The organism is Nostoc sp. DSM 114160 (assembly GCF_053470305.1).
The window spans coordinates 1,683,668-1,709,021 of the sequence record NZ_JBPFGO010000001.1 but is presented as its reverse complement, the minus strand read 5'-3'; the positions used below and the strand labels follow the sequence as shown (position 1 = coordinate 1,709,021).

Below are 25,354 nucleotides of genomic sequence, written 5' to 3'. Positions count from 1 at the left end.
ATATATTACTGTATTTACTTAGATATTTTTGCTTCAAAATGTATCTTTGTGTATTCTTCACATTATGTACTGATAAATTTACGTAAAAATATTTTGTTTGTGTACTATAGCGATTCTCAGTTAAGTGAAGTACAGATAATATTTTGAAACGCAGAGGGACGCAAAGTAAAGCGCAGAGGTACGCAGAGATTTGTACCTCAGTAGACTAGGAAATGCTATATTAGTCTTTATGTCTTGAATTTTGAATTGTTAAAATTTTTCATCATTCTAGCAATAATTATTTTTGAAGCGTGACTGCATTGCACACGAAAGGCGTTGCTATTAAATCAGCAACGCCTAATCTTGATTATTCAAAAATTAATCAGCACTCTTATTCTGCCCAAGCAATTAACCTTGGTTCATAAGGATTAGCCAGATTTTTATTTTTCGGCAATACACGCAAAGACAAACCTTGTAAGCCAGAAGCGGTATAGATGATATTACCAGTGTAAATACTCAATTGCTGTCCATCTTCGCCTTGGTAATCCATTACTACTGGTACAGCGTTGACAATTTCACCATTGGCATCGATCGCACCTTGATATAATTCCACCTGCACATCATTATTGCTCAAAGTTGCTAAGTCAACCTTGGCTTTGACAGCAACGGTTTGGTTAACTTCAATGTCTGAAGCTGCCGATACGTCAACATCTTTGATTCTGATGTTGAACCAGTGTTCGCTGAGTTTTTCTTTCCAAGCGGCTAGTTCTTTCGCTGGAGCATAGTTATCAACAGTCAGGGTATGATAGCGATCGCTAGCTGGGAAATAAGCCCTTTGGGCATATTCTCCTACCATCCGCGCTGTATTAAAGAAGGGACAATTCAGGCGAATTGCATCCTTCATTTTGGCAACCCACGGACGGGGCAAACCATCAGTATCCCGATGTTCATAAAATAGCGGCACAACTTCCTTCTCTAACAATTCATAGAGAGCATTTGCTTCTACTTCATCTTGGTAGTTGGGATCGTCGTAATTCTCTCCATGTCCAATCGCCCAACCTGTGCGGACGTAATCAGCTTCATCCCACCAGCCATCTAGCACACTTAAATTCGGCAATCCATTCATTGCGGCTTTCATACCACTAGTACCAGAGGCTTCCCGTGGACGACGCGGTGTATTTAACCAGATATCGCAACCCGCAACCATTAACCGGGAGATGTGAATGTCGTAATTCGGAACAAACACTACCTGTTTTTCTAAATGTTGTTCGCGGATAAAGTGATTGATCTCGCGGATTAGTTCTTTACCGGGAATATCTTTAGGATGTGCCTTACCAGCAATCACGAATTGCACTTTCCGGTCTTTATTAGCTAGTAAAAGCCGCTTAACGCGATCCAAATCGCGCATCCACAGGGTAGCGCGTTTGTAGGTGGCAAAACGACGAGCAAAGCCAATAGTCAACGCGTAAGGATCTAAAACTTCTTGGGCTTGGGAAATTTCGGAAGCGGAAGCGCCGCGATCGCGCAAATGCTTGACCAAATGCTCGCGCACATACAAAATCATATCTAAGCGGCAGCGCTCGTGATTGCGCCACAATTCCTCATCGGGAATGGCGTCCATCCGCTCCCACAATGGGCTATCTGGTGGTGCTGATGACCAATTTGGGCCGAGATAGCGATCGTATAATTCTTGAGTCGATTTCGCCACACAACTCCGAGCATGGACACCGTTGGTAATTGCGGCGATCGGCACTTCTTCCACTGGCACTTTTTGCCACAAGCCTTGGAACATTTGCCGCGACACCACACCGTGGAGTTGGGCGACACCGTTAGAAAATGTTGCCATTTTTAGCGCCAGCACCGCCATACTGAAAGGCCCGGATAAATCGCCTGTATTCTCGCGCCCCAGTCCTAAGAATTGCTCTTTGGGCAACCCAAATATCTCTGCATAATACCCCAGGTAGTACAACATTTTTTCGGGAGCAAACAAGTCAATCCCTGCTGGTACTGGCGTGTGGGTAGTAAAGATATTACTCGAAGCCACCACTTGTTTAGCTTGGGCATAATTCAGTCCCTCTTCCTGAATCAGCAAGCGGATGCGTTCTAGGGCAGAGAAGGCGGCGTGGCCTTCATTCATGTGGTAAGCGGTGACTTTCAGCCCTAAAGCTTTGAGCATTTGCACGCCACCGATCCCCAGCATAATTTCCTGGTGGATACGCATATCGATGTCGCCACCATACAGCTGATCTGTGATGTCATGGTCGTAAGTGTTGTTGGGTTCAATGTTGGTGTCCATCAAATACAACGGAACCGTTCCCACCTGTACGCGCCAAACTCTGGCATACACCTTGCGTCCTGGATAATCTACCGCAATCCGCAGTTCAGAACCATCGGCATTGCGCTCTAGATGCAAGGGCATATTATAGAAATCGTTGAGCAGATAGCGTTCTTGCTGCCAGCCATCAGCATTGAGATACTGGGCAAAGTAGCCTTGCTGATACAGCAAACCTACACCTACAAGCGGTAGCCCCAAGTCACTGGCAGATTTGAGGTGATCCCCTGCCAGAACGCCCAAGCCTCCAGAATAGACGGGCAAACAATCTACAAGTCCAAATTCCGCCGAAAAATAGGCGTAGCATTCTTTGGGTTTCTGTTCCCGTTGTTTCTGATACCAAGTGCGCTCTTGCAAATAATCGTCTAACTGACGGTCAGCTCGATCCATTTGCGCTAAAAAGCCTTCATCTTCAACAACTTCCAGAAGCCGCGATTGAGAGATAGTACCCAGCATTAACACTGGGTTGTGATGGCTAGACTCCCACAGGTCAGAGTCTAAGCGACGGAATAAATCTTTAGTATCAACGTTCCAATCCCAGTGCAAGTTATATGCTAGCCGCCGCAGTGGTTCGAGTCGCGGCGGTAGTGAAGGGGATACGTTAAATGTGCGAATTGGCTGCATAGGTTGGCAAAACTCCAAGTTTAGCTATGGTTATTGTTTACTCTCTTTACCAATGTTGCCAATTCTTTATACTGTAGTTTGTGAAAAAGCGATGACTTTGTTAAGCATTGAGAATTATTTTTAACCTCGTTGCTAAAGTTTACACCAAGGTGTTTCTAATTCTCTGCCTTACTCTAAGCCATGTACTTGGTATATTAAGATTTAATCATTTACTGGTATGTATCACTTAAAAAAATTTAGTTTTGAATAAATAATTTATATTTATTTTAGTATTGCTTCTGGGGATCGATCGAGAGTCTTGGCTGAAGGTAAAAATTCCCCATAACTGTGTCCAGTGAAATTAAATTTTTTAATTATTTTTTCATAAAACTGCGCTGTCAAAGAAGGCAATCCCGATGAAAGGAGTTTCAAAAGCCTTGGATGAAAATCTTCTCAAGATTGGGATTTTTACATCAGCACTCTCAAGCTAGTAGACAGAAGGGAAACCCCATAAATAATCGGATGAAACCCCTACCAAGCAGTTAATCAAGAAAAGCGATGCCTGGGGCGGGCTACACCTATTCTAACTACTTGGTATGAAATATTTCACTAAATCAGCAAAATAACGTACAAAGGTGTTATTTTATGCACCTAATGAAGGCTGATCTTTAGTATTTTTTGTCATTGTCAAAGCTACAGCTGCTGCATAAGCAAGTTCTGCTGCCATTTGATAAGCAAGTTTGATACTTGATGAAGTGTCCTTGGCTTTAGGAGATGGGGAAGCTTTTTTTCGGCGCGACTCAAGTTTTACATCACCTGCTGCAATCGCTCGCTGTAAAATGATCCAGGCATCTAGGTCTTCTGAGTCATAATTACCTTGAAGCTGCGATCGCAGTTGATCTTCGGCTACAACACTCAGAGAGCCGATCGTTAGAGCTTCTTGTACAATTTCTTTAATTAAAGCCATAATTTGAACCAAGTGTGTGAGTGAAAACCGATACCTCAATTTGGGAAATTAGATATTTTTTTCTAGATTTATCCTCGAAACTAAGCTACGTTTTAGCTTTCTTTAAAGAAAATTTATAATGAATAGTACCAAGCACACATCACCCTTTTGGCTCACCCGAATGGGTGATTTACAATATTTTAGATAGTAAGTATGTGGACAAAATAAATATTTTGAGCTAGTTTGGCTTTTTAACGAAGAGGGTGTCACAAGTATAGTAGATATCAATCTAAGTTGAAAGCTCAATCATAAAATTACTTTTATCAGTAACGAGATAAATATAGGCAAAAATGCCAATATTTTCTGATAGCATTTTTTAATCTTCCTCTTTAATACATTTTATCTAAGTGTATAAAAATATTTGCAAGTAGTTAGGCTTTGCTAGCCGCAGGCATAGCTCTAGTAAAAAATTTAACTTATTTCCTTCATTATCATCAACAATCAACGCTGGAAATAAACTTATTCCATGAGAGTGTTCCACTAAAAATAAAATGTGTTATCGTTAGAAACAATTGTTATTAAAAACCATTCATGTCATTACAAACGTGAATTGGCTAGTCTGTAAATCATCCGTGTGCAACATGATTGGAGCAGCATACTCTAGAAATTCGTTGCAAGAAAGCCGTCATAGCAGTCGGGGAAGCGCTTACTTGTTTGCACCGATGGTTAACTTCAATGTGATGGCTGATGTGGGAGATAATCCACCCTAATTGGATTTTATTTGGGCAAAAATACCCAGAAAAATCCAACAATAATTACATTGTTATGCTAGGCAGAAATTTTATCTAAACTTTGAATATAGTCTAGTTAAATGTATTTTTTGTTGCAAAACAGCTTGTGAAACTGAATTGTTTCAAAAGACTAAAACTGCTTGAGAGGAATAGCCTCAAGACAAACAACACTATCCCTATTTGTTTTAGGAGTGCTGTTAGCAGTAGCAAGCTTTTCAAATTTGCCAGAGAACCAAAACAGTCGTCTATCTAAACCAGCAAATTTTCCATCAGAGAGTTTAGAGTCTAAGTTTTGACGCAGCAATGCACTGAAATTGTTTTGTTAATTGATTTTGTGAAATATAAGCCAAAATTTTACGTGCATCCAGTACAAAATCTGCTAACGACTTAACGTAATTGTGCATATTACTTGAGTAATTCTACACACCTAACCTCAAGAATTGCTTGCATAGTCAAAGCCAGACTCTGGTTTTTCAAATGTTGAAAAACTATCTAAAAATCTTGGGGAATTTTGGTGATACTGCTAACCTTAGCTCATGTATTAATACACACAGAGTCTATTGGTATTGGCAGAAGATTAGAATACAGCCAAAACAACTTTAAACACTGTCAACAATAATTGATTCACGAGATATGTAGCCATGCAGAACGAGCAATATTTTTCCAAATTGCAGCGCGTGCAAGAACTTTTAGTAACTACAGTGTTAGGAGATATTCCAACACTTCTTCTCGGCCCAAAGTTGCGTAATTTAGGATATCGTAGTATTTTTGCCCAGATAGACAGCCCGGTATATATTCAAAATGGTGTTGAATTTAACGGTACTTCTTGTATTGAGATCGGCACAGGAGTCTATATTTTCAAAGGTGTGCGGATGGATGCGAGAGGACATAAAAATAATAGAATTCATCTAGGAAATAGAGTCGCGATTGAACGTAACGTTGATATCGGGTCTTTAGAAGATACGTATATCCATATTGATGAAGACACATTCATTGCTCCTAACGTGTGTATTGAGGGGCCAGGAGACATTAAAATTGGTAAACACTGCTTGATTGCTGCCCACTCAGGGATATATGCCAATAATCATAATTTTGCCGATCCGATGGAGCTGATTAAATACCAAGGTGTTACTCGCAAGGGAATTGTGATTGAGGATGATTGTTGGCTAGGACACGGAGTAACAGTATTAGATGGCGTTACTATCGGTAAAGGCAGTGTTATTGGTGCAGGAGCAGTTGTTAATAGAGATATTCCTGCTTTTTCCGTTGCTGTCGGCACACCTGCACGAGTAATCAAAAACCGAATTGGCAAAGATATAGCAAAGCTTCAAGTTGAGAAATAGGGCATGGGGTATAAGAGGCAGAGGGGCAGGGGGCAGGGGAGCAGGGGGGCATACTTCGACTACGCTCAGTAACCAGGGGAGCAGGGGAGCAGAGGATAAATAATAACTCTTAACTCAGCACTCTTAACTCAGCACTCCTAACTCAGCACTCCTAACTCAGCACTCCTAACTCAGCACTCCTGAAGGGCATGGGGAATAGTAACTATCCCCTGTAAGCTGTTGCCTTTTTTGGGAAACCTTTGCCATCAGTCAACGTCACAAGGGTAAACGCCTCTGAGTTATCTTTCTTAAGGGCATCTACAAGTCAGACAACTGACATCTTGTACATTATCAATAACCGTAGGATAGACATTCCTAGTCTTGAGTCCCCAGAGTCCTCTAAAAAAGGGACGAGATTTGGGTAATATAAAGTAGCTATCTTTTCTGCATTGCAGATACTGAAAGAACAGCTTTCTTTGTTTTACCCGTTGGAGATATTTCTATGCTGACTTTAAAAATCGCTGTTTATATAGTTGTTGCCTTCTTTGTAACTATCTTCATCTTCGGATTTTTATCGAACGATCCAGCTCGTAACCCCGGCCGCCGGGACTTAGAGTAAAAGGGCGATAAATCATCCGCGACTTTGGAAGGCGGAAAATACTAAACGCCACGGAAACTTACTAAGCGAAAATTTAGTAAGTTTCTTTCTCCAAGTAGCTTGCTGTAGGTAGCAGAAGGCGACAGTCGGAAGGCAAAATGTATGTTTATCCTTCCCTTTGTCATTTGGCTGTTTGTTAGCCCGATTTTGCTCAGTTATGCTTCATCCAGTTCTGCCACCTAATCCGCCTCCTATCTTTGAATCTTTACAACCTGTAAATCCCGCCTCATCTGCTAGTCATAAAAAGTTTCTTTCAGGTGTAGATACTGGAACACACGAAAACACAGACAAATCCAAGCAGCCCAAGAATTTGGCTCAGTTGGCAATTTCGGGTAACACTAAAAGCGATCTTTTATTGTCAACTCCGATCGACTCAACTCAAGATCGCTTGGTAGTTGCTGAAACTGCTTCTGTACCTCATTCACCAGAAACCTTTCCACCAGAAGGTTCCCCACTCCCCGGTTCTGCAACTGCTGGGCTTTTGGGGCAGCCACTGGTTGTTGGTTATCCCACGCAAGAGGTTACAACCTCTAATCGCCAAGTTAAAAAAGACACAAAGACAAGTCCGAGCGTCGAACCCCGCCACTCGGAACTTCTGATGTCGGCACTGCGCAAACGGGAGATGCAAAGAAAAGTCGAAGCGGAGGCTTCAGACCAAAATGCAAAAGATGAGCCTTCTCAAAAACTCAGTCAGCGTTCGCTAAATCCAAACTCTAGTGGCGGACAAAAACCAACCTTTTTGGACTCTTCTAGCTTTAGCTATAAAGTTTCTCCAAGTCCCCTTGTCGCTCAATCTCCACGCTCTCTTCAAATCGCCCCAACTGTCACCAACAGTAACAAGTTAGACAAATCCAAAGCAGAAATTTTAGCTGAGAAGTTAACCCAACAAAAACAGCAAGGCGATATTACTACACAACAGTCTCTAAAAAAAGACAATATCTCTTTATCTGCTGCCGATCTAGCACCGAAGTCTCAATCAGTACAAAATTTTATAACATTTAAATCTCGTAAGCCCACAAACCAACTCTCAGCGCCCATCACTGTAGAATTTAAGTCTCAAGTCCAGCAACAAAGCCAAGTACCAACGCCTACACCACAAGTAAATACCACTCAGCCACAAGCTCAACCATCTGGTACAACTGCGCCAGCTACTACACCGCCAGCCGGGCCAAGAACTGTAGAAGTCACTTCAGATCGGCAAGAGTATGACGAGAAACAGCGAATTATTACAGCTGTAGGTAATGTAATTGTGCGATTTGATGGGGCAGTGGTGGATGCTGATCGCCTGCAAGTTAATTTGGACAACTTGATAGCTGCCGGTGAAGGCAACGTCATCTTAACACGGGGCGATCAGATACTGCGCGGACAACGCTTTACCTATAACTTCGTTCAAGATCGTGGGGAACTGGAAAATGGTAGAGGAGAAATTTACGTACCCTCAGCCCAAACAGATTTTGCTTTTTCACCCACGGCTGTAAGTGCTGGTGGAGTTTCAAGACTTCCGCCTAGCGATCGCATTCGAGCTAATCAGCCCCTTTCCGGTGTGAGTAGCCCTGGAGGAATTAATGTGACATTTGGTGGTCAGTCAAATGCTAGCAACATCCCGCGATCGAAAACAGGGGGTGTAGTCAATCGGCTCAGGTTTGAAGCTGAACAAATTGATTTTTATCCGCAAGGCTGGCAAGCAAGCAATGTCCGCATCACCAACGATCCTTTTTCGCCCCCAGAACTAGAGTTGCGTGCAAATACAGTAACTCTGACGCGAGAATCACCCTTGGTAGACCGGATCAGGACACAGAATCAGCGTTTGGTATTGGATCAAAGCGTCTCCTTACCAATTCCGATTAATGAGCGGACTATTGACCGCCGAGAGCGGGACGTTTCACCTGCAATAGTCTCCCCCGGCTACGATGGAAAAGATCGGGGTGGTTTGTATATTGAGCGTGGCTTTCCACTAATTGATACAGAGCAAACACGCTGGACAATAACGCCCCAGTTATTATTACAGAGAGGTGTGCAAGAAGGCGTGGGTGACTTAGGCTCACTGTTTGGTGTGAAGACCAAGATAAATTCTGTTTTGAGTCCACGGACGATAATTCAGGGAACTGGGGAGTTAACTAGTTTTAACTTGAATGACGTGGAAGACAATTTGCGAATCAATTTAGGATTGCGCCAGACATTAGGCACTTCTCTTCCCCATACATTGAATGTGCAATATAACTACCGCGATCGTCTCTACAACGGTACTTTAGGTTTTCAAACTGTCCAGAGCAGTTTTGGCGGCATTATTAGCTCTCCGGTAATTCCTTTAGGAAAAAGTGGCATCAACCTCAACTATCAGGCAAGTGCCCAGTATATTGATGCCAACACCGATCGCCCAGACTTGCTAGAACCAGTGCGGGAAAACGATCGCATTTCACTGGGTCGTTTACAAGCCAGTGCTACCCTTAGTAAAGGGCTGTTGCTGTGGCAGGGAAAACCATTACCACCCACTGCCAGTGAGGGGTTACGATACACCGCTACCCCTGTAGTTCCTTACTTGCTAGCGATCGCTAGCCTTACAGGTACTACCAGTTATTACACCAATGGTGATAACCAAAGCACACTAATTGGTACAATTGGCTTACAAGGGCAAATTGGTCATTTTTCCCGACCTTTTTTCGACTATACCGCCTTTAATGTCAGTTACTCTCAAGGCTTAAATAGCGGATTATCACCCTTTTTGTTCGACCGCTCCGTTGATAACCAAGTATTGACTGCTGGAATATCACAGCAAATCTACGGCCCTTTTCGCTTAGGCTTCCAAACATCTGTTAACTTGGATACTGGTAAAGAAACTAGCACCGATTACATTTTGGAATATAGCCGTCGCACCTATGGCATTACCTTACGTTACAATCCGGTGCTGGAGTTAGGCGGCTTCAGCATCCGAATTAGTGATTTTAACTGGGGTGGCGGCACCGATCCATTTTCGCAAGTTAAGCCAGTAGTAAACGGCGTGCAACAGGATTATTAGTTTAAGGGACTAGGGACGATTCGACAGGCGATCGCACAATTGGTTGATGTGCCACCAGGTACAATACGGTTCGGTTAAAGGGGAAGGTGGGGCCCCCTCTGGGGATAAGGGGATAAGGGGAAAGGGGAAAGGGGAAAGGGGAAAGGAAAAGAAAAAACCTTTAACCCTTACCCTTTAACCTTTTCCCAAATGCAATTCTGAGTTTACAATGCTTATCCGAACCGTATTGCCACCAGGTATTCTCAAGCTGGCATAGTCGCCGCTTAGTTGAACGTGTGATGGTGGTTGATGTAGGGTTACACAGCATTTGTGAACTGCGGCTTGGTATTCTCGCCATTGCTTGCGGATTGCAATACTTGCAGCATCGTTACCTAAGTCGGAAAATCTTAGCCCGGCTCGCATCAGCCAAGATTCTACGTCAGTTGTTTCACCAACTATTTCTGGAGTGGGATTAATCTTTTTCATGAGTAATATCTTATACGTGTATTCTCAATTACTCATTTCACTTTAAAAGAAACTATCAATACTAGCCAATATCATTTTTTATCAAAATCATCAATAAAAACTATTCATACCTGAATAGAATACTCAGGTATGAAAGAATGAATTCCGATTACGGCTGGTAAACAGCATTGCTTTAGCTTGTGAATAGGCTGTTTTCTAGCTTGTAATTACTAAAAGCGATAGCCTAATCCGGCTTGGAAGCTGACAGCATCAGCATCACTATTTCTGTAGGCGTCAATACCCCATTTAGTATCGCCGTAGGCAATGACATTTTTGCTAACTTCTGATTCAACACCAAGGGTAACTACAGGTGAATTCCGATTGCCCAATGGAGTTTTTTGACCTTCGTCAGTTACAAAGGAATAACCACCACCGAAGTAAACGTTAGTATTTTTGGCGATGGGCGCATCATAAGTGACTATGGGCATAATTGCAGCAGCATCACCACCATACAACACAGAACCCCGCAGTGAAACAGGCGCATTGGGTACGGCGTATCGTCCTTGAATATTACCACCAATTTGTGCTTCATCGTTTCCTTGTCCGCCACTAGTTGCACCAACAGCAACACCAGCACCGATGTAATTACCGTTAGTACCGTTAGTACCTGCTGTTTGAGCAGATGCAATGCCGGCTGAGAGGACAATGGAAGCAACAGTAAGGAAAGAGGCAGCTAATTTTGTCAGTTTCATAAAGTTATTCTCACTAGAGTTAGGTAAAATCAATGTTCTCTAGTACTAGAATCTCTTTTTTTACAAAATGTAACCTCACGCACCTGGTTCACCCAAGTGGCTGAATTATTTCTCACCCATCTGGGTGTAATATCGTTTCACTTTAAATTTGATACAAATAGGCAGCAGGGGAGCAGGGAGCAGGGGGCAGGGGGAAAGAATTAGAGACAAATCATTTGTATCAATTATTTCGTGAAATGGTGTAACAACTGAAATATTTGATTGAAGAATTCAGAAGTCAGAACAAGAAAATGGAAGATTCAGATCCACCACCCTCTTGTCTTTACGCAGCGCTATCCGCTTTATCTGACTCTAAGTTGATGCTGAATTCTGATTCCTGACTCCTGAATTCTATTTAGATAACGGTTATTTCTTTAAAAAGCGCTGACGTAGACGAGAGATAAAAATATTTACCTCTGGTATTTTCAGCCAGGAAGCGATCGCCGCAAACACCGCAATTCCCACGAAACCAGATATACACAATTGCAACACTATAATCAGTAAACCCGTTTTACCTAACAAGTGCTGAGAACCAAGCAAAGTCCCATAGCTTGCTACCCCAGCAACTACGCTACCACCAGCCAAACCCAGAATCGGCAAACTCCACTCGCGCCAAGGTAAACCATTGAGTTTGCGATCGAGCAACCATAACAGCATTAACATTGAGCTACAATTTACACCCACCGTTGCTAATACCAAACCGGGAGCGCCAAAAGGTTTAACGAAAAACCAATCTAATATAATGTTGAGCAAGATGTTAAAAATACTGATGCGAAAAGGTGTCTGTCCATCGCCTAAAGCATAGAATACCCGCACCAAAACATCACGCCCCAAATAGACAAACATCCCAATTCCGTAAGCCACTAGCAAGGACGAAACTAGCTGTGTGGCTTCTGGCTTGAAAGCACCGCGTTCATATACCACCTGTACAATGGGTACAGATAGCGCCACCATCAACGCCCCTAACGGTAGCATGGTAAAAGCAGTGAGTAGGAGTCCTTGGCGAATCCGTAATTTTAAATCCTGCCAATTTTCGGGGCTAGATAGTTTAGCAAATATCGGTAATAAAGGCAGTAAAATGATATTAGAAATAATCCCCAAGGGAGTTTGGACTAATAGATTGGCATAGTTAAATCCCGCCGCCGCGCCAGGGATAGGACTAGCAAAATAAAGGTCAGTGGCAACATTAATTGGCATCATTCCAGAAGAAACTGTTGCCGGAGTCATAATTTTGATAACTTCTTGAACGCCTGGAGATTTAAAATCAAACCGTAGGCGTAATGTGCCTAATCCTAATCGCCACTGGACAATTAGCTGCACTACCCACTGGAGAATCGCTCCTGCCAAGGTTCCCCAAGCTAAGACCATTCCCCCGATTAAAGCGTACTCCGGTTTAATAATGTCCTTGCCCAGTTGCATCGCCAAGATTGCAATACCGCCAACAACGGTAATACTTGATAATAAAGGGCTAATGGAGAGTAACCAATATTGATTGGCTGTATTGAGAGTACCAAAGCCAATGCCAATTAAACCGGCAAATAAAGCCATTGGTGCCATAATGCGGAGTTGTTGAATAGCGATCGCTCTGGTTGTTTCTTGCAAACCATGACCGACTAAATCAACGATCGCATCCGCAAATAAAACTTGAGCCACTGTCAACAGCAACAGCAATCCAGCTACCAGCGTTGTTACGGTTTCCACTAGGGGAGCCGCTTCTTCTCGCCGACGCTTGGCTAAAACGCTGACGATCGCACTGTGTAATGGCCCATTTACGCCACCAAGTAAGATTAATAGAAAGCCAGGAATAATATAGGCATAACTATAGGCGGTAGCAGCAGCACCAACACCAAATGCGGCAGCGATCGCTTGCTGCCGCACTAAACCGAAGACTTTACTAATTAATGTGGCTGCGGCAACAATGCCAGCAATTCCAGCGAAAGAACGAGAGTGTTTTTGATCTTGTTGTGTCACGAATAATACCCGACAACTCTTGCAGAGTGCATACTTTAAAACATTTAACCTGAAATTTTGCAGTCTGTCAGGTAAATTTTGACAAATTAGTAATTTTAAATGCCTACCCCGGATTTCTCACCGATACTCAAAGCCTGTGCTTGTGCAGGGGAGCAGGGGAGATGGGGAGCAGGGGAGCAGGGAGCAGGGGGCAGGGGGCAGGGGGCAGGGGGCAGGGGGAGAATAACTCTAACTCATTACTCATTATTGATTACTCAGCACTCCTAACTCATTACTCATTACTCATTACTCATTACTCAGCACTCAGCACTCCTAACGCCCAATGCCCCTCTGCCCCTTCCAAATGCGGGCTACGCCAACGGCAAAGACAAAGCGATGTCTACGGTAAATGCTTGCCGACGCTCAAAATTAAATTCCTGAATTGCGATAATACAGCGAATTACAAGTTAGTTAGATCGCAATTTCAAAGGGGTCAGACCGATTTTCTGATTTGCCCCGACAACAATAACTTAGTGACAGCCAAGCTTTAAGTTTGTAGTGAATATACCCAAATAAACTTTGCGCTCCTTTGTGTTTTAAATTAAACTCTCAATTGATGACGAGTTTACACAATTGCGTACTTAGTTATCTCCTCTATTGGGTACAAGCCAAAATTATTTTTTAATCCATTACAAGGATAGATCGAGAAAGGGGAACTATAACAATAACCATCTTCTGGGAAATAGTTGAACTAGGGATTGGGGATTGGAGACTAGGGACTGGATATCGGGCGAGATTTGAATCCCAAATAAATCTTACTCATATTTTATTTCCTAGTACCCAATACTCAGTCCCAAAGCGCCCATTCGTCCCTACCCCAACAAGTTGCTATCCATCTGAAATTGGTGAATCCTGGACGTGGCCAGTTGAAGACTGTAAAACCTTGCAGTTTGTCATATTTTTGACACTTGTTAACCCCATGAAGTTTGGTGTGAGGAACCTTTGTATAAAAAACGAGATAATCCAGAGCAATGGAACCCAATTCAAATTTCACAGAAAATCAACTTCTTTTATCAAGCATTCAACTTCAAGAGCAACTAGAGCAACAAAAAGCTCTGGCGAGTGTCATTGTCCGAATTCGGGAATCTCTTGACTTAGAAAAAATTTTTCAGACGACCGTTACACAAGTGCGTCAGTTGCTTAATGCCGACCGAGTAGCAGTCTTCCAGTTCGACCGCGAACAAAACTGGCAGGGAGAATTTATTTCTGAAGATGTTGCAGCTGGCTGGAACTCAGCAATGGCAATAAAAGTTTATGACCGCTGCTTTGGAGAACAATTTGCTTCTAGTTATCAACAAGGTAGAGTGCAAGCAGTAGCAGATATTTACAATGCGGGACTAAGTGATTGTCATCTGGAAATTTTGAGCAAATTTCAGGTGCAGGCCAACCTCGTTGTCCCTCTATCACGGAAGCAGGAACTGTGGGGATTGCTTTGCATTCATCAGTGCAGTGAGACTCGTGAATGGAAAGAATCGGAAATTGAGTTTATTCGTCAAATTGCTGACCATCTTATTGTTGCGATTCAACAAGCAAAGCATCTTCATGAAGTCAAATTGCAAGCTGCAAAATTGGCTCAAGCAGTTCAGCGCGACCAAGTAATAGCTAAAATTGTCGATGAAATTCGCTCACCCCTTGATATTGAAACTATCTTTAAAACCACAACTCAAGAAATACGTAAGCTGTTGCAAGCTGACCGAGTTGCCATCTTTAGCTTCAATCCCGATTGGAGTGGTAACTTTGTTGCTGAATCATTTGCTGAAGGTTGGACTCCTTTAGTTGGTCTTCTGCCTACGATCGCTGATAGTTATTTACAACAGACGCAAGGCGGGCGTTACGTTCGCAACCAGACTTTTATAGTTAATGATATTTACCAAGCTGGATTAACAAACTGCCATGTGGCTCTGTTGGAGCAATTCCAAGCAAAAGCCTTTGCTACTGCCCCGATTCTCCAAGGAGATCAACTTTGGGGAGTCATCGCTGCCTATCAAAATGCCTCACCGAGAGAGTGGCAATCTCATGAAGTCGAATCACTGACCAAAATCGGCACACAAATCGGTGTAGCAGTGCGACACCATAAGTTGCTGGCATACGCTCAGTACCAAGCAGAGCAACAAAAAACATTAACTAGCGTGATTACTCGGATTAGGGAGTCTCTAGATTTAGATACAATCTTCCAAACTACTGTCACTGAGGTTCGGCAAATGCTGCAAGCAGACCCGAGTGGCAGTTTTTCGTTTTGACCCGCAAAAAGATTGGGAAGGAGAATTTATTTCTGAAGATTTTGTGCCTGAGTGTAACTCGGTAATGGCAGAAAAAGTTTATGACTATTGTTTCGGAGAAAACTTTGCACCTCTTTATGCTCAAGGTCGAGTAAATGCGATCGCTGATATTTATCAAGGAAAGTTCCCCGGTTGCTACGTCCAAATCTTAGAAAAATTTCAAGTACGGGCAAATCTGGTCGCACCTCTATTAAAAAAAGGTGAACTTTGGGGATTGCTGTGTATTCACCAATGCACTGCTCCTCGCTACTGGCAACCCTCTGAAATTGAATTTACCAGTCAAATAGCCGAGCAATTAGGAGTTGCATTAAAACAGGATTCTTATTTAAAACAAGTTCAAATGCAAGTTATCCAGTTAGCAGAAGCCACTGAACGCGAAAAATCAATGGAACGCCAAGAACTACTGGCTGCAACTATTGATAAAATCCGCCAGTCACTCGATATTAAAACTATTTTTAGAACTACTACTCACGCTGTGCGAGAGTTACTCGAAGTCGAGCGAATTGCAATCTACCGTTTCAACCCGGATTGGAGCGGTAAATTTGTAGCAGATTCCTTTAAAGATGGTTGGAAACCACTTGCACAAACCCAACCAACGATTATAGAAACTTTTGAGGATACAGACGACGATAACGAACTTCCGCGTAACGAAACCTTTGTACCGATTCGGGAAGGTGAAAAATTATGGGGATTATTAGTTGCTTATCAAAATTCGCAACCACGTTATTGGAAAGAAGAGGAAATTAATTTACTGGCTCAAGTTGGGGTGCAATTAGGAATTGCGATTCAGCAAGCAGAATTACTCGAACAAACTAAACGTCAAACTTTAGAACTTACTCAGACTCTGCAAGAATTAAAACAAACTCAGACTAGGTTAATTCAGGGTGAAAAAATGGCAGGATTAGGACAACTACTTGCTGGAGTTGCCCATGAAATCAACAATCCTATCAGTTTTATTTTTGGCAATCTTATTCATTTAAATGAATATACTCAAGAACTGCTCAAGGTAGTGAATCTTTACCGTCAACACTCTTCAATATTGCCAACTATCCAAGAGCAAATCAACAAGAGTGATTTAGACTTTATCATCGAAGATTTACCGAAAACCCTTGAGTCTATGAAAGTAGGAACAGAGCGGATTTGTGATATTGTGCTATCACTGCGAAACTTCTCTCGTACAGATGAGGCTGAATTGAAGCCAGTAGATATTCATGAAGGGTTGGATAGTACTTTGTTAATTTTAGGGCATCGCCTCAAAAATAATAACGATCGCCCAGCAATTGAGATTATTAAACAATATAATAGTTTACCTTTGCTTGAATGCTATCCCGCACAATTAAACCAAGTGTTTATGAATCTTTTGAGTAACAGTATTGATGCATTAGAGGAAAAGTTTAACACTATACAGCAAAGGTATTTGAGCTTATTACAAACGTGTCCGAGAATACCCTTGACTATCTGGATTAATACGCAAGTCATTAATAATCAGGTTGTAATCAGAATAGCTGATAATGGTCTTGGGATTCCAGAAGAGGTGCGATCGCATATATTCGATCCCTTCTTCACTACCAAAGCACCAGGTAAGGGTACGGGGTTAGGATTGTCTATTAGCTATCAAATAGTAGCTGAGAAACATCATGGTCAGATGAAATGTTCGTCTAAACCAGGAGAAGGAACAGAGTTTTTAATTGAAATTCCCATTGATAATTAGAGACTACTGATTTTTGACAATCTCAGTCAATTTTAAATAGGGGAACCAGGATAAGTAAAGGTTTCCTCCGTTCCCTAAAGGCATCATAACAGACTAATGCAACACCACCTGAATCAATATAATAATTTATTTTATTTAGAGTTTAGGATCATTTTTTGGGATGCGATCGCAGAGTTGATGTTGAGAAAGTGGCAGAATTAGTATAAAAATCTACTAATTTGAAGCGAGAAAACTTTTGATCGTCTTAACTATTTCTTGTTTCTCTTCAAACCCAGAACTATAGCACCCACTTAAAGATACGCTTTCACCAGATATTAACGTTAAGCTAACTCGATAAACAAAGCCATCTTCGCTAGAAGAGCTTTCAACTTTAATCTCGACAATTTCATTCAACGAGTAGAGAAAAACTGCTTTTCCCAATGTCCCAAACCATCTATAGCGGCTGAGAGTTAAACTATTTGATTCTTTATCAAAGTTACAGTTTATAAATGAACCTGTCGCTATTATGAATAAACCTAATAAAAACCAAAATAGGGTTACGCCAATTGCAGTATAGCCTTTTAAAGTATCATCTTGCTTAACTACTAAACTTTTTTCTAAAGGTTGTGCTAAAAAGTTTTTAATTTTTAATATTATCAACTCTGCTTCTTCGGAAAAATAATCGCTGTAAGCAATTCGTGTAAGTGGAATAGTTTCTGTGTTAGTTAATAATTGAACTCGATATGTATATAAAATTTTTCCCTCTTTATCAGTTTTAGTTTGTTTTTCTAAACGAGTTCCAATTAATCCAGATATTTGTTTTTGGTTTTTTTGATTACCAAAAAAATCAAATTCTCGCAGTTTACATATAATTCTTGATGGCTTTTGCTCAATAGTGGAAGCTTGTAAATTTTGCGAAACACGGTAACAACTAAGTTGTGTAACTGGTACGATCGCGAAAATAGCAAATAATAAAATTATCCCTACTTGTCCAATAAATAACCCAATAAATCGAAGCAACTTCGGTTGAATAGTAAAATTAAGTTTATTTTGTGTTTGCTCATGGATTTTTAGATTTTTCCCTCTGAGTAAATACCAAAATAAAATCAAATTAGTAATTAATAATACATAATCTAATAAAGAAGCTTTATTTTCCATATTTCCGATAAAATCTCTCTATTTTATGCTCAACGCGGAGATTCTTTACCTACAACCCAAACTATCTCGCGTTGACACACCCGTAGCTGGATTTACGCCATCGGCTCTTTCACACAGCAGCGACACTTGATAGCGGTCAATTAAAGCATCGGTAAAATCAGCACCAGTGACATCAGCATCATAAAAGCGGCTGCGGGTCAAAGTTGCTTCAGTAAAGATGGCATTTTTCAGGTTAGCACCATCCATAGTGGCGCGATCGACTAAAGCGCCGCTCAAGTTCGCATCTTCCAAATTTGCCTTTAATAAAACTCCTTTAGTCAGAATTGCGTTGGTTAAATTTGCTCCTTGAAAATTTGTCCCCCGCATTTCTGCTGCAACAAAAGTTACACCTGCCAAATCAGCATGAGAAAAGTCACGATTTTCTAAATTTATATTGTTGTAATTGATTGTGTTTATCTGAGCAAAAGCTGGTTTGGGATTAAGTATTATCCACCCAAAGGCTAGTAGCAAAATTACAATCAAACCCAAAAAGCGCAGTAAAATCTTTTTCATAACTTTATTATTTCTCAGTAGTCCTTTGTCATTAGTTCTATCTTACAAAGTTCTGAGCGGAGGAAACCCCCGCTCAGATTTTGCGCTTTGTCATTTGACCAATGACCAATGACTAATGACTAATGACTCTTAGCTATTTCCAATCTTTACCAATGCGGATTGTCAGATCGGATTCTAAATCACCAATCGCCGCTACCTCGATTTGACCCAAGCCTAAGACTTTTTGCAAATCAACCCCAACTCGTCGGTTGCCTTTTTGGACAATAATCTGAGTTTGACGTTGGGTATCCGGCCAATCAGGCACTTTGTAAATATTATTAAAGCCTTTCTGTTTAAGATAAGCAATAACTTTTTCAGTTAGCTGAGGTTGATTTGAAGCATTTTGAATAGCAATTTTGAGGTTAGGAACCTGACGCATATCTGGCTTTAGACCAGGTATATTTACCCCAACATAATCATTCAACAGGCTCTGTTGTCCAGTCATATTCAGCCAATAGCTATCGGGGTCTTTGCTAAAACGGCTAAAGGTACCAGGCAACACAGTCATTTGGAAATTATCTCGATCTAGGTTAAGTCCGAAATTGACCAACGCCATCATTTCTTCCATCTTCAGGTTGGTATCAAAATATTTTCGCATTAGGCGAGTTAATTGAGGCAACCTGGGTAAGATGGTGGGACTATTTAAGCGTTGCAACAAGGCTGCTACAAGTGCTTGCTGACGCTGGACTCTCGGCAAATCTCCTAAACCTGGTTCGCGGAATCGGGCAAACTGTTCTGCTTGTTCGCCATTCAGGGTTTGCCAGCCACTGACTAAATTAATCGATAGCCGACTGCTGGAGTCTTTATATTCCATTGATTGAGGAACAAAGACTTCTACACCGCCTAACTGATCGACTAACTGCCGCAAGCCGCTCGTAGAAATACGGATATAACGATCGATTGGGGCGTTGTTTAAGGTACGGCTAACTACCCGTGCAGCCAAGACTGGGCCGCCTTTGGCATTGGCATCAGATACCTTAGTTAATCCCTTTTCTCCCTTTTCGGGGATGGCGATCATTGTATCTCTGGGAATGGAAAGCACTCTTACAGATTTTTCACTAGGGTTAAGTCGTACCAGCAGCATGGAGTCGCTTTTCCCGGCAAAGCTTTCTGGTGAGCCATCAACGGTACCGCTGACTGGTTCAATCCCCATGATTAAAATATTCATCGGACGTGAAAGCTTGTACTGGGAGAGTTGACCCCATAACTCCCCTGGTAATGGGATTTTTACTTCGTCTTTAGCAGCAGTTCCTAAATCGTCATCTGTTCGATCTAGATTGCTCCATAAAGGAGTCCACAGCGCTAACGTTGACACCAGCAGCCCAGATAAAATGATGCCAATGACAACCGTCATAAACCATAACAGCCATCGAGGCATGGTTAAGCCCAGTCTCTCAGAAAGCTGATTCGGAAACGCGCCCACAGATTCGATGACGCTACGGTTCGAATTCGCTGGCTGGTTTAGTTCGACCTGCTCTTCCTCTGAGTCGGCTACTGGTGCTGGTGTTACTTGATTTTCTGTCCGTTGAATTTGCGACGATCCCACGTCACTTTCAAATACTACTTGCCCAGACGTAACCGGATTTTCCGACCATTCGACTTGTTTTATCACAATTATCTCCCCACTCAACCACTCCCTAAAAGTATGTTAATCCAAGCTACAAATATTGCCAGTGGAAAAGCTCACTGTAAACTTGTAATGTTCTTCGGTAGGCGTGTATGACAACATGAATACTTTATTGTTCCCCGTAATCCTAGCTGGTGGCAAAGGTGAACGTTTTTGGCCCCTAAGCCGCAAAGACCGACCCAAGCAATTTTTAAGTCTTGATGGTAGCTCTAGAAGTCTATTACAAGCAACCGCCGATCGATTGATTAAACTCGGTGGCAGGTGGGATTCCCTGTGGGTCATCACTTCTAGTCAGATAGCTGAAGGCATAAGACAACAACTACCCGATCTACCAGTTGAAAACTTACTGATTGAGTCGGAAGGTAGAGACACTGCCGCAGCCGTTGCTTGGACAAGTTTAGAAATCAAACAGCGCTATGGTGAAGACGCTGTGATTGGCTTTTTCCCTGCTGACCACTGGATTGCTGACCAAGAGGCGTTTGCACACACATTAAATGCAGCTACGCAACTGGCAACAAGCACAGCAGCGATCGTTACACTGGGGATCAAGCCTACTTTTCCATCAACTGGTTACGGCTACATTGAACAAGGTGAAAAAATAGGTAACTTTAATGAGTTGCCAGCTTATCACGTGAATCGTTTTACTGAAAAGCCCGACCGGGAAACGGCAGAAACTTTTTTATCTACGGGACGTTTTAGCTGGAATAGTGGAATGTTCGTTTTTCGGGCAGGGGTTGTTCTCAAGGAACTACATACCCATGCTCCAGAAATTATCGAACCTTTAGAACAACATGGCCCTGATATCTATCCCCAGTTGCCTAAGAAGAGTATAGACTATGCGTTAATGGAAAAGACAACTCTAGCATACGTTTTGCCAGTTGATTTTGGTTGGGATGATTTAGGAGATTGGAATGCGATCGAACGCTTACTGAAAACGGAAGAGACTCCCAATGTAGAACTTGCTACTCACGTAGGTTTAGATACGCAAGGGGCGATTATTTACGCCTCAAATCCAGAAGATGTAGTTGTTACTATTGGTTTAGAGGATGTGGTGATTGTGCGCGATCGCAATGTCACCCTCGTTGTCAAAAAAGAACGTACCCAGGAAATCAAGCAGATCCTTAAAATTATCCAAAGCGATTCCCGATTTACCGACCTGCTATAAAAGTTAGAACCCTTGGCAGAGGCGAAAAAGTCTGTTTTCCCATTATAACTTGACTGTCCGTTATTTTATCTGACAGTTATGGACATTATTAGCTTTGAGCCTCTGGCCAAGACAATAGCAATCGATTCTATTACTGCCTATCAAAAATACATTTCTCCGTCCAAAGGATTTTCTTGTTCCCATCGCTTATTACACGGTGGAGATTCCTGCTCTAGTTACGTCAAACGGATGCTGAACGAACAGAAGCTCCACCAAGCCGTACAATCATCCATAAAAAGATTGCAAGAATGTGCGGCAGCTAGCAACACTTTAACAAGCACCAAAACTAGAGCCGATTTCCGTTGTATTGTCATTCCCTGCTGCCTACCTCTTTAACTTCTCTGCCTCTTTGAGTTTTTTATAAAAATGTTCCTCACCCAAACTGTTCCCCGTCAACGAGAAATCCTGGAAGTCTTCCTTCGCAATGGCTGGGACTATATGCGAAGGTTACTTACTGGTGGCAAAGCTGATGAACCGCAGCTGCCGACACCTGCGGTTTTAAAAAATATTCTGGTAGACTTGGGCCCAGTTTACGTCAAACTTGGTCAGTTAATGTCTACCCGCCCTGACTTACTGAGCGCTTCCTATATTGAGGAATTGTCAACTCTACAAGATGAAGTACCACCAGTTCCTTGGTCAGAGATAGAAATAATTCTCCGCAAAGAATTAAAACGTCCATTAGCAGAAACCTTCAGCACAGTTAACCCGATCCCCGTAGCCGCAGGATCGATTGCTCAAACACATCGAGCTACACTAGCAGACGGTCGAGAAGTCGCTCTCAAAGTGCAACGTCCAGGAATTGATATTACTATTGGTCAAGATATTGCTTTAATTCAAGGTATTGCCGATTTAGTGGCGCGGACTGATTTTGGGCAAACCTACGAAATCAAATCCATCGCCGAAGAATTTACCAAAGCCTTAGAAGCCGAATTGGATTTTACGCGGGAAGCGGGTTTTACAGACCAACTGCGGCGCAACTTATCTCAGAGTCGCTGGTACGATCCCACACAAATAGTGGTTGCGGAAATTAACTGGGAATTGACCACACCAAAGTTACTGGTAATGGAATGGCTGGATGGGATACCGTTCTTGGAGGCGGATTTGAATAGTGACCCCAATGTTAAAGATCCTGCCGAAAAGCGTAAAGAAATAACTACTTTGTTATTTCGAGTATTTTTCCAGCAATTATATATTGATGGCTTTTTTCACGCCGATCCCCATCCAGGAAACTTGTTTTATCTCAAAGATGGTCGTGTTGCCCTCTTAGATTGTGGCATGGTGGGAAGACTCGATCCCCGAACACAGCAGATATTAACAGAGATGTTGTTAGCGATCGTTGATTTAGATGCTCAAAGGTGCGCTCAGTTAACTTTACAGCTATCAGATTCTGCTCAACCAGTGATTTTGTCGCGGTTAGAAAATGATTACGATCGCATGTTGCGAAAGTATCACAATGTCAGCCTCACACAAATAAACTTCAGTCAGATAATTTATGAAGTTTTACAAGTTGCCCGCAACAATAAAATTAGGTTGCCTAGTAATATGGGTTTGTATGCCAAAACCCTAGCGAATTTAGAGGGTGTAGCGCGGACATTCAACCCAGAGCTTAACTTTTTTGATGAAGTCAAACCATTAATTACAGACTTGTTTCGTCGGCAATTACTGGGCGATAATCCAGTGCGATCGCTATTACGAACAGCCTTAGATATTAAAAGTCTCTCTCTCCAATCACCCCGCCAAATTGAACTGTTATTAGACCGAGTTACATCAGAAACCTTACAGTGGAATTTATCGCTGCGAGGATTAGATGGTGTGCGGCGCACGATGGACGATGCAGCGAACCGACTATCTTATAGTATATTAGTGGGTTCACTGATTATGGGTGCAGCAATTATTTCTACCAAAGCGCAGACAACACAGCTATCTTTTTTAAGCACCACCCTGTTTGCCGTCGCTAGTTTATTGGGTTTGTGGTTAATTGTTAGTACATTGCGATCGGGACGTTTACGGTAAAATCATTTTGAATTTTAGACTTTGAATTGAAGGAAAATCTAAAATTCAAAATTTAATGACTCATACCGTTTGGATTTTCAGCGAAGGAACAGCGATCGCCAAATAGACAACCAACAAGCAAAGCTTCTGGACTGGGTTGGCTACCAGCAACTGGGATAAAATAGTTTTGAGGAAGCGATCGCTATTAATGCCAAAGATGCCCCAAAGCGATCGCCAATTACCTCTGATACCAGCTGGTTGTAAGTTAGAAAGCATCAGTTAAAAAACTTGGGTCATCGATTTAGTACCCATTCTGACAGCGAAATTGTACTTCATCTTTATGAAAAATTTAGCATCGAATGTTTGCAATATTTGCGGGGTGAATTCGCATTTATTTTATGGGATGAAGCGAGGCAGGTTTTTTACTGCCCGCGATCGCTTCGGTATTAAGCCACTTTTCTATACAACGGTCGGGAACTTTATTGCGTCGCTTGGAAGTAATTCAACCAGGTTGTTTGGAAGTTCAACAAATTGTTCTACAACTTTATGCTCAGGGTATTAATCCTACACTTAAAAATATTCGTCAGTTTATGGCTAAACCCTCTGTTTTATGGAAAAAGGAAGTTGTGGATGCTTTTTGGGAAGCTCGACGTTCAGTTGAAAATGCTTAAAGCCAGTCTGAATCAGGGTTCGGCAAGCTTATCTTTTAATTTCCGGCAATCTTTTCCTTTAAGTCACAATTAACGATCGCAAAACTTTTCGGTCTACTGAAATTATCATTCAAATCACATTTATTGTTTTCGGCTATTTTTCTAGGAGAACCATTAAACTTGAAAATGGATATTAGGAAGCAGTTTAGTAGTTATGGGTAATTTAGTTTTAATCCTTTAATAAGACTACAAGGGGAGCAATGCGATTTAGTGAGGTGCTAAAACCTGGGACGGTCGATCAGGTATCTAAAAAAATCATCAATTATTGTATTGATTGCAAAGATATCGCCTTCATGCCAGGACAACCCGTCAACGAAATAAACTTGATTTCGTTGAACCGCTTTAAGTTGTCGCCACAAAGGTTTTTGTTGGAGCTTTTCTAAAGTCTCCTTAGCACTTTTGCTTCCCCAGGATAAAAAGAAGAGAACATCACCATCAATATCAGACAGACGCTCTTCAGAAATATTTTCTATATAGAAAAAATCCCCCCTTTGTGAGGATGGGCGTTTTAGCCCAATATCATTAAGGACTTTGCCAACAGGACTTTTTTCGCCATAAGACCAAATTCCAGAGAATGGTTTTATCGAAGCAACTGAAACCTGCATTTGGTGACGGCGATTACCCAAAGCTTGTTTAAGTTTTTCAATGCGCTGCCAATATTCTTTCATTAATTGATTGACAGCTTCTTCTTTATTCAAGACCTTGCCAAGGTCTAGCAAATCTCGATCCCAACGACGAGTGAGTAAATCGGGATGCCCTATTATGACCGTAGGCGAAATCTTAGATATCTGCTTGTAATAAACATTCAGAATATAAGGATGAGCCAAAATTAGGTCGGGTTTCAGGAGCAAAATCTTTTCGAGGTTTGGTTCATTTTCGCTTCCAATCAAATCAACTCCATCTACTTTGTCTCGAAGATATTTTGGAAAAGGCTCACTAGAATCATATCCCGTTGCAATTGGTTTAATCCCCAATGCTAAAATATCAGCCAAAAAACTTGACCATAGTGTGACAACTCGTTGCGGATGCAGAGGGATACAAGTCTTTCCCATCAAATGTTCTACCTTTCGGCAGTTTTGCGTTGGCTGTTTCAAGCTTGTAGCACTATAATTCAGATTCTTGCTACAAGCCGAAATAAGTACAAACATCAAAACTCCTAATAATAGTAGATAGATGAAGCGACGTAAAAACATTGAGGATAAGTATCAATA

21 protein-coding genes are annotated in these 25,354 nt (G+C 41.9%); 11 read left to right on the top strand and 10 right to left on the bottom strand.

Going from position 1 to position 25,354, the window contains the following annotated elements:
• Positions 1–370 precede the first annotated feature (370 nt).
• Together glgP and NSTCB13_RS07845 are read right to left on the bottom strand one after the other, a co-directional pair.
• Entirely contained in the window at positions 371–2,935 is a 2,565-nt protein-coding gene (gene glgP / locus NSTCB13_RS07850; RefSeq protein WP_448271879.1) for an alpha-glucan family phosphorylase, read from the bottom strand.
• 622 nt (positions 2,936–3,557) lie between these two features.
• Positions 3,558–3,881, bottom strand: a complete 324-nt coding sequence (locus NSTCB13_RS07845; RefSeq protein WP_322671054.1) for a hypothetical protein — start codon at positions 3,879–3,881, stop codon at positions 3,558–3,560.
• Between the two features lie 584 nt (positions 3,882–4,465).
• Here NSTCB13_RS07845 and NSTCB13_RS07840 point away from each other — a divergent pair.
• From NSTCB13_RS07840 to NSTCB13_RS07825, 4 genes are all read left to right on the top strand, one after another.
• Positions 4,466–4,630, top strand: coding sequence for a hypothetical protein (locus NSTCB13_RS07840; protein WP_179063512.1), 165 nt, complete (start codon positions 4,466–4,468; stop codon positions 4,628–4,630).
• A gap of 662 nt (positions 4,631–5,292) precedes the next feature.
• Positions 5,293–5,994: an acyltransferase gene (locus tag NSTCB13_RS07835; RefSeq protein WP_448271878.1), complete on the top strand. Its 702-nt coding sequence runs from the start codon at positions 5,293–5,295 to the stop codon at positions 5,992–5,994.
• A 481-nt stretch (positions 5,995–6,475) separates the two neighbouring features.
• Positions 6,476–6,592 carry a photosystem II reaction center protein I gene (locus NSTCB13_RS07830; RefSeq protein WP_041566417.1) on the top strand — a complete coding sequence of 39 codons (117 nt, stop codon included), beginning with the start codon at positions 6,476–6,478 and terminating at the stop codon, positions 6,590–6,592.
• A gap of 196 nt (positions 6,593–6,788) precedes the next feature.
• Positions 6,789–9,647: a DUF3769 domain-containing protein gene (locus NSTCB13_RS07825; RefSeq protein ID WP_448271877.1), complete on the top strand. Its 2,859-nt coding sequence runs from the start codon at positions 6,789–6,791 to the stop codon at positions 9,645–9,647.
• A gap of 174 nt (positions 9,648–9,821) precedes the next feature.
• Here NSTCB13_RS07825 and NSTCB13_RS07820 read toward each other — a convergent pair whose 3' ends face one another.
• The 3 genes from NSTCB13_RS07820 to murJ form a co-directional block, all read right to left on the bottom strand.
• A complete protein-coding gene (locus NSTCB13_RS07820) occupies positions 9,822–10,112 on the bottom strand; it encodes a hypothetical protein (RefSeq protein ID WP_448271876.1) in 291 nt (96 codons plus the stop codon).
• Positions 10,113–10,321: 209 nt separating this feature from the next.
• A complete protein-coding gene (locus tag NSTCB13_RS07815; protein WP_448271875.1) occupies positions 10,322–10,843 on the bottom strand; it encodes an outer membrane beta-barrel protein in 522 nt (173 codons plus the stop codon).
• A 405-nt stretch (positions 10,844–11,248) separates the two neighbouring features.
• Entirely contained in the window at positions 11,249–12,853 is a 1,605-nt protein-coding gene (gene murJ, locus NSTCB13_RS07810) for a murein biosynthesis integral membrane protein MurJ (protein ID WP_448271874.1), read from the bottom strand.
• A gap of 1,010 nt (positions 12,854–13,863) precedes the next feature.
• Between murJ and NSTCB13_RS07805 the strand changes: the two genes are divergently transcribed.
• Together NSTCB13_RS07805 and NSTCB13_RS07800 are read left to right on the top strand one after the other, a co-directional pair.
• Positions 13,864–15,132 (top strand): GAF domain-containing protein, encoded by a 1,269-nt coding sequence (locus NSTCB13_RS07805; RefSeq protein WP_448271872.1) that lies wholly within the window; start codon positions 13,864–13,866, stop codon positions 15,130–15,132.
• Complete coding sequence (locus NSTCB13_RS07800) at positions 15,113–16,882, top strand: GAF domain-containing sensor histidine kinase (protein ID WP_448271871.1); 1,770 nt, start codon at positions 15,113–15,115, stop codon at positions 16,880–16,882. Before NSTCB13_RS07805 ends, NSTCB13_RS07800 begins: the two co-directional genes overlap by 20 nt.
• 213 nt (positions 16,883–17,095) lie before the next feature.
• Here NSTCB13_RS07800 and NSTCB13_RS07795 read toward each other — a convergent pair whose 3' ends face one another.
• The 3 genes from NSTCB13_RS07795 to NSTCB13_RS07785 all read right to left on the bottom strand — a co-directional run bounded on the left by NSTCB13_RS07795 (position 17,096) and on the right by NSTCB13_RS07785 (position 20,222).
• Positions 17,096–18,019: a hypothetical protein gene (locus tag NSTCB13_RS07795; RefSeq protein ID WP_448271870.1), complete on the bottom strand. Its 924-nt coding sequence runs from the start codon at positions 18,017–18,019 to the stop codon at positions 17,096–17,098.
• Between the two features lie 45 nt (positions 18,020–18,064).
• The gene (locus NSTCB13_RS07790) at positions 18,065–18,571 is read right to left on the bottom strand and encodes a pentapeptide repeat-containing protein (protein ID WP_414514780.1); all 507 of its coding nucleotides are present in this window, start codon (positions 18,569–18,571) and stop codon (positions 18,065–18,067) included.
• Positions 18,572–18,704: 133 nt separating this feature from the next.
• Positions 18,705–20,222 carry an LCP family protein gene (locus tag NSTCB13_RS07785; RefSeq protein ID WP_448271869.1) on the bottom strand — a complete coding sequence of 506 codons (1,518 nt, stop codon included), beginning with the start codon at positions 20,220–20,222 and terminating at the stop codon, positions 18,705–18,707.
• A gap of 115 nt (positions 20,223–20,337) precedes the next feature.
• Here NSTCB13_RS07785 and NSTCB13_RS07780 point away from each other — a divergent pair, with 115 nt between their 5' ends.
• The 3 genes from NSTCB13_RS07780 (at position 20,338) to NSTCB13_RS07770 (ending at position 23,454) form a co-directional block, all read left to right on the top strand.
• On the top strand, positions 20,338–21,402 hold the full coding sequence (locus NSTCB13_RS07780; RefSeq protein ID WP_448271868.1) for a mannose-1-phosphate guanylyltransferase: 1,065 nt from the start codon (positions 20,338–20,340) through the stop codon (positions 21,400–21,402).
• A 78-nt stretch (positions 21,403–21,480) separates the two neighbouring features.
• The gene (gene yidD / locus NSTCB13_RS07775; protein ID WP_448271867.1) at positions 21,481–21,777 is read left to right on the top strand and encodes a membrane protein insertion efficiency factor YidD; all 297 of its coding nucleotides are present in this window, start codon (positions 21,481–21,483) and stop codon (positions 21,775–21,777) included.
• Positions 21,778–21,807: 30 nt separating this feature from the next.
• Positions 21,808–23,454, top strand: a complete 1,647-nt coding sequence (locus NSTCB13_RS07770; protein WP_445629029.1) for an ABC1 kinase family protein — start codon at positions 21,808–21,810, stop codon at positions 23,452–23,454.
• 60 nt (positions 23,455–23,514) lie between these two features.
• Here NSTCB13_RS07770 and NSTCB13_RS07765 read toward each other — a convergent pair whose 3' ends face one another.
• The gene (locus tag NSTCB13_RS07765) at positions 23,515–23,709 is read right to left on the bottom strand and encodes a hypothetical protein (RefSeq protein ID WP_445629028.1); all 195 of its coding nucleotides are present in this window, start codon (positions 23,707–23,709) and stop codon (positions 23,515–23,517) included.
• A gap of 12 nt (positions 23,710–23,721) precedes the next feature.
• Here NSTCB13_RS07765 and NSTCB13_RS07760 point away from each other — a divergent pair, with 12 nt between their 5' ends.
• The gene (locus NSTCB13_RS07760) at positions 23,722–23,883 is read left to right on the top strand and encodes a hypothetical protein (RefSeq protein ID WP_448269203.1); all 162 of its coding nucleotides are present in this window, start codon (positions 23,722–23,724) and stop codon (positions 23,881–23,883) included.
• Between the two features lie 32 nt (positions 23,884–23,915).
• Positions 23,916–24,104, top strand: a complete 189-nt coding sequence (locus NSTCB13_RS07755) for a hypothetical protein (protein WP_448269202.1) — start codon at positions 23,916–23,918, stop codon at positions 24,102–24,104.
• Positions 24,105–24,361: 257 nt separating this feature from the next.
• Here the strand turns inward: NSTCB13_RS07755 and NSTCB13_RS07750 are convergent, their stop codons facing one another.
• Positions 24,362–25,291, bottom strand: a complete 930-nt coding sequence (locus tag NSTCB13_RS07750) for an iron-siderophore ABC transporter substrate-binding protein (protein WP_448271865.1) — start codon at positions 25,289–25,291, stop codon at positions 24,362–24,364.
• Positions 25,292–25,354 lie beyond the last annotated feature (63 nt).